Raw genomic sequence first — 5,880 nt, forward strand, 5'->3', positions numbered from 1 at the left:
CGGAATGTGCCCGAAGGGGGAGAGGTCGTTCATCCAGTCCGGGAACTGGAGGATCTGGCCGAGGTATCCGACGAGGAACGCGTACACCGGCACCAGCCACGCGGCCGCCGCGGCCCGCGGCAGCCAGCCGAAGAGCACGGCCGCGACGCCCGTCGTGACCCACAGCGCCGGTGCGTACGCCAGGGCCGCGCCCGTCAGCGACGCCACCAGCGAGCCGTCGCCCGTGGACGCCGCGCCCGCGACGCCGAAGCCCAGCCCGGCCAGCGCGAGCGTGACCGTACCGCCGACGAGCGTCGCCGACAGATGGCTCCAGGCCCACGCCGTACGCGACAGGCCCGTCGCCAGCAGCGGTTCGGCCCGTCCTGCGCTCTCCTCGGAGCGGGGGCGCAGGGCCGCCAGTACGACGTAGACGGCAGCGATCACGGCGTTGACGATCATGACGATCGAGGCGAAGGACTCCACCAGGGAGGCGCCGCCCGCCTGCGCCAGGGCGTCGTCGATCACATGGACGTCCTTCAGCATGTCGTCGACGTCGCCGAGGATCGATCCGTACATCGTCCCGAGCACGAACACCCCGGCGCCGAAGGCCGCCATCGTGCCGCGGTGCAGCCGCAGCGCGAAGCCGAAGGGGTGCGTCAGCGCCGCCGACGCCGTGCGCCGCCCGGGCCGCGGCGGGCGCAGGCCCTCGCCCACGTCGCGGCGTGCGCTGAGCACATAGCCCGCGGCGCCGGTGACGAGCGCCGTGGCGAGCATCGGCAGCAGCGGCCACCACCGGTCGTCCACGAACGGATAGCAGCGCTGGCCCCAGCCGATCGGCGAGAACCACGACAGGGTGCCGTCCCCGACGTCGCCCGCCGCCCGCAGTACGTAGGCGGCGCCGATCACGGCGAGCGCCATGCCGGAGGCGGCCCGCGCATGCTCCGTGATCTGCACGGTGACGGCCGCGACCCCCGCGAAGACCGTGCCCAGCCCCGCGAAGACCGCCCCGTACAGCAGCGACCCCTGCCATGTCACGCCGTCGACGCCGGAGCCGCCGAGGCCCAGCGCGAGCAGCCCGCCGAGCAGCAGCGAGGCGGCCACGGCGACGGTGAGCGCCGCGGTCAGCGCCGCATGGCGGCCGACGACGGTCGAGCGGAGCAGTTCGGCGCGGCCGGTCTCCTCCTCGGTACGGGTGTGCCGTACGACGGTCAGCACCGCCATGAGGGCGGCGAGCACCCCGTAGAAGCCGATCACCTGGTGGCTGAGCATCGCGCCCAGGTTGTAGCCGCCCTCCAGATAGTGGCGCGGCCCGGTCATGGCGAGCGCGGCCGGACTGCCCATGGTCTTCGCGACGGAGGCGCGGTCGGCGGCGTCCGGATAGAGCCCTTCGAGCTTGCCGACGGTGGAGAGCCCGACCAGCGCGAGCGCGGCGATCCACGCGGGGATGCGTACGCGGTCGCGGCGCAGCGCGAAGCGGATGAGCGTGCCGGTGCCGGCGAGGACATGCGACGGACCGCCGGGTCCGTCGGGTTCCGCCGCCCGCCGGGAGGTGCCGGTGCCGGTGGTCTCGGCCTGGACGGTCATCACGCGGCGCCCCCCGCCGCGCTGAGATGTCCGTTCGCGGCCAGTTCGTCGCCGTAGTGGCGCAGCATCAGCTCTTCGAGCGTGGGCGGATGGCTGGTGAGGCTGCGCACGCCGAGCCCGCTGAGGTGGCGCACGGCCTCGTCGAGGTGGGAGCCGTCGACGGCGAAGTGCACGCGCCGGTCCTCGGTGCGTACGTCGTGCACGCCGGGCAGTTCGGCGAGCCCGGTCACGGGCCGCTCGGTCTCAGCCTCGATGGTCGTACGCGTCAGATGGCGCATGTCGCTGAGCGTCCCGGACTGCACGATGCGGCCGAGCCGGATGATGCTCACGCGGTCGGCCAGCTTCTCGACCTGGGCCAGGATGTGGCTGGAGAGCAGCACGGTCTTGCCGGCCGCCTTCGCCTGGAGGATCACGTCCTGGAAGACGACCTCCATCAACGGGTCGAGCCCGGCGGTCGGTTCGTCCAGGAGCAGCAGCTCGGCGTCGGAGGCGAGCGCGGCGACGATGGCGACCTTCTGCCGGTTGCCCTTGGAGTAGGTGCGGCCCTTCTTGGTCGGGTCGAGGTCGAAGCGCTCGATCAGCTCGTCCCGGCGCCGGGTGTCGAGGCCGCCGCGCAGGCGGGCGAGGAGGTCGATGGCCTCGCCGCCGGTGAGGCCGGGCCACAGCTCGACGTCGCCGGGTACGTAGGCGAGCCGCCGGTGCAGGGAGACGGCGTCCTGCCAGGGGTCGTGGCCGAGCAGGCGCGCGGTGCCGGCGTCGGCGCGCAGCAGGCCGAGCAGCACGCGGATGGTGGTCGACTTGCCCGCGCCGTTCGGGCCGAGGAAGCCGTGCACCTCTCCGGTCCGTACGTCGAGATCGAGACCGTCGAGCGCCCGCAGCCTGCCGAAGGTCTTGACGAGACCGGATACCGAGATCGCGGTGGTGGATGAGTCCATGGACGCGAAGCTACACTTCTTTCATAAATTTGTGAAGTTAAGGAAGCGTTAGGATCTGCGTACGCGAGGTGACCAGGGAGGAGAAGCCGACCGGTGACAGAGGAGAGAGCAGCTCCCGGACGGGAGCAGGGACCGCGCTCCGGATCAGCGCCCGCGGCCGAGCCGGAGCGGGAGGCCGCGGCGCCGGACGTGAACACGGCGGCGTCCGGGGCGAGTTCGGCGCCCGGGGCGGAGGGCGAGACCGAGGCCGGGGCGGAGAGCGGGGCCGAGGCCGGGCCCGGGGACGACGACGGCTACGACGCGGCCACGTCCTCCTTCGTCGAACGCTTCGCCGCCGATCTGACACAGGCGGGCATGCAGCGCATGGCCTCCCGCGTCTTCGCCTGTCTGCTCGCCTCCGACGGCGGCTCGCTCAGCTCGGCCCAGCTCGCGGAACGGCTCCGCATCAGCCCGGCGGCGGTCTCCGGCGCGGTGCGCTATCTCGCGCAGGTCCACATGGTCAGCCGCGAACGCGAACCGGGCTCGCGGCGCGAGCTCTACCGTCTGGACGAGAACGTCTGGTACGAGGCGATCCTCGACCGCGAACAGCTCATCACCCGCTGGGCGGCCACGCTCCGCGCCGGCGAAGAGGCCCTGGGTCCGCGGACGCCCGCGGGGCGCCGGGTCCGCGAGACCCATGACTTCCTGAAGTTCATGCAGTCCGAAGTGGAAGGGATGCTGGAACGCTGGCGCGCCCAACGCAGGTCGCTCAGCCGGGAAGAGTGAGCCCCCACGCCCCGGCGAGCGCCGTCCAGGTACGTACGCGTACGGGACCGCCGACCAGGGCGTCCGCGCGGTAGTGGAAGTCCGGTCCGGACACCGTCACCGCCTTCGCCCGCGCCCGTACCGGCTCCGCGTCGTCCGCGCCCTCGGGGCGCACGGTCACCTGCGCGAGGCTGCGCTGCCCGTCCCACCGTCCGTCGTACCGTCCGTCCCACGGGGCGTCGGACTCCGCGCGGCCCCGACTCCTGTGCCCCGCACCGGAGTCGGGCGCGGAAGCGGAAGCAGAAGCGGAGGACGATCCGGTACGCAGGTGCCGGAGCGCGCCCGCGACGCCCGTCCCCACGGGACGCGGATCTCCCCGGCCCATGGGCCGAGGCCGGCCCCCTCCCCACCCCGAGGGACGAGGGTTGGGGCCTCCCCAGTCCGAAGGACGAGGGTCGGGGCCTCCCCAGTCCGAAGGACGAGGGTCGGGGCCTCCCCAGTCCGAAGGACGAGGGGAAACGACCGACACCTCCGTGACCGGCCGGTCCAGGTCCGCCAGCAGTTCGCCGTCCGCCTCGACCCGCAGCCGCTGCCCGGCCGACGGCCGCGCACGGCGTGCGCGCACCAGCGCCGCCGTCGCCCTCAACGCTCCCCCGCGGCCCTGCACTTCGTCCTCGCCGGACGGACCCGGGATGCGGATGCCGCCCAGCACCACGCCCCCGCTGTCGTCTATCAGCAGACCGAGCCGCCGTTCGACCCCGTCCAGCGCCGTACGGGCGGCGGAGACCGCGTCCGCCGGTACGCCCAGACCGCACGCCAGCGCGACGGACCGCTCCGCGCCGACGGGCACCACCGAGAGCACCGCCTCGTCCAACTCCCGCTCCCGGTGCAGCAGTCTGACCGCCCGCAGCAGCGCTCTGTCGTCGCCCACCACCACGGGGCGGCGGCTGCCGCGGCGGGCGAGCGCGCGCTCGGCCTCCTCCGGATTCTCCGGCAGGCACACCTTCACGCCCTCGGCGCCCGCGCACAGCACGTCACGCGCGATCCGTACGGATTCCCCGTCCCACATCCTGGCGGCGGGGTCGATGACCAGGAGCAGCGGGGGCTGCGAAGCCCCCGCGGGGTCTGGAGCCGACACCTTGTTCCTCTCTCAGGTAACCTCTCGGTGCAAGAGCCCCTGTCGCTGTTGCGCCAGGGGCTTCCTCTATCTGGGGCACCGGTCCGCGGCTCTTGCGATGGCACTGGCCACGCACGTGGGACATGCCCCGCCCGGAAGGGGTGTACGCCTGTGCCCGCACTTGTGCTGCTCGGTGCTCAGTGGGGTGACGAGGGCAAAGGGAAGGCCACCGATCTGCTCGGCGGTTCGGTCGACTACGTGGTGCGTTACCAGGGCGGCAACAACGCCGGCCACACGGTCGTCGTCGGCGACCAGAAGTACGCGCTGCACCTGCTCCCCTCGGGCATCCTCTCCCCGGGCTGTGTGCCCGTCATCGGCAACGGCGTCGTCGTCGACCCGTCGGTCCTGCTCTCCGAGCTGAGCGGACTGAACGAGCGCGGCGTCGACACCTCCGGACTGCTGCTCAGCGGCAACGCCCATCTCATCGCGCCGTACCACACCGAGGTCGACAAGGTGACGGAACGGTTCCTCGGGAAGCGGAAGATCGGCACGACCGGCCGCGGCATCGGACCGGCCTACGCGGACAAGATCAACCGCGTGGGTCTGCGCGTCCAGGACCTCTTCGACGAGTCGATCCTGACGCAGAAGGTCGAGGCCGCCCTCGACTTCAAGAACCAGGTGCTCGCCAAGCTCTACAACCGCCGCGCCGTCCGCACCGACCAGGTCGTCGAGGAACTGCTCGGCTACGCCGACCGGTTGCGCGGGTACGTCGCCGACACCACGCTGATCCTCAACGACGCGGTGGACGAGGGGAAGGTCGTCCTCTTCGAGGGCGGCCAGGGCACGCTGCTCGACGTCGACCACGGCACGTATCCCTTCGTCACCTCCTCCAACCCGACCGCGGGCGGCGCCTGTACGGGCGCAGGCGTCGGGCCGACGAAGATCAGCCGCGTCATCGGCATCCTCAAGGCGTACACGACGCGCGTGGGCGCGGGCCCCTTCCCCACCGAACTGCTCGACGCCGACGGCGAGGCGCTGCGCGAGATCGGCGGCGAGCGGGGCGTCACGACGGGGCGGGACCGGCGCTGCGGCTGGTTCGACGCGGTCATCGCGCGCTACGCGACCCGCGTCAACGGCCTCACCGACTTCTTCCTCACCAAGCTCGACGTGCTGACGGGCTGGGAGCGTGTGCCGGTCTGCGTCGCGTACGAGATCGAGGGCCGCCGGGTGACCGAACTGCCCTTCAGCCAGAGCGACTTCCACCATGCCGTGCCGGTCTACGAGTATCTGCCGGGCTGGTCGGAGGACATCACCGGGGCGAAGTCCTTCTCGGACCTGCCGAAGAACGCGCAGGGCTATGTGAAGGCCCTGGAGGAGATGTCCGGCGCCCCGATCTCCGCGATCGGCGTGGGTCCGGGCCGGGACGAGACGATCCAGATCAACTCGTTCCTCTGAACGCGGCGGCCCGCCGGAGAGGGCGGGCGGACACACCTGCGGGGCCGGCGCATCCCGGGATGCGCC

Annotated in this window: 5 protein-coding genes; 2 read left to right on the forward strand and 3 right to left on the reverse strand. The window is 72.4% G+C overall.

The genetic code is table 11. The features are described 5' to 3' along the window. On the reverse strand, positions 1-1,563 hold a 1,563-nt coding region (locus AN218_RS19930; protein WP_244900543.1), incomplete at its 3' end, for an ABC transporter permease. After that, a complete protein-coding gene (locus tag AN218_RS19935; protein ID WP_070018259.1) occupies positions 1,563-2,498 on the reverse strand; it encodes an ABC transporter ATP-binding protein in 936 nt (311 codons plus the stop codon). The genes AN218_RS19930 and AN218_RS19935, both read right to left, overlap by 1 nt. A 93-nt stretch (positions 2,499-2,591) precedes the next feature. On the opposite strand from AN218_RS19935, the gene AN218_RS19940 reads away from it, so the two are divergent. Next, positions 2,592-3,263, forward strand: a complete 672-nt coding sequence (locus AN218_RS19940) for a GbsR/MarR family transcriptional regulator (RefSeq protein ID WP_420855994.1) — start codon at positions 2,592-2,594, stop codon at positions 3,261-3,263. On the opposite strand, the gene AN218_RS35570 is transcribed toward AN218_RS19940, so the two are convergent. Beyond that, complete coding sequence (locus tag AN218_RS35570; RefSeq protein ID WP_244900544.1) at positions 3,247-4,380, reverse strand: diacylglycerol kinase; 1,134 nt, start codon at positions 4,378-4,380, stop codon at positions 3,247-3,249. The two genes, AN218_RS19940 and AN218_RS35570, sit on opposite strands and share 17 nt — an antisense overlap. A 150-nt stretch (positions 4,381-4,530) precedes the next feature. On the opposite strand from AN218_RS35570, the gene AN218_RS19950 reads away from it, so the two are divergent. After that, positions 4,531-5,814: an adenylosuccinate synthase gene (locus AN218_RS19950; RefSeq protein WP_070018260.1), complete on the forward strand. Its 1,284-nt coding sequence runs from the start codon at positions 4,531-4,533 to the stop codon at positions 5,812-5,814. Positions 5,815-5,880 lie beyond the last annotated feature (66 nt).

The sequence above is a fragment of the Streptomyces nanshensis genome (assembly GCF_001751255.1).
In the GTDB taxonomy this organism is placed as follows: domain Bacteria; phylum Actinomycetota; class Actinomycetes; order Streptomycetales; family Streptomycetaceae; genus Streptomyces; species Streptomyces nanshensis_A.

What these genes read in the sequence shown, in the direction of transcription:
- AN218_RS19935 (WP_070018259.1), bottom strand. Translation starts at nt 2,498, where the DNA reads ATGGACTCATCCACCACCGCGATCTCGGTATCCGGTCTCGTCAAGACC.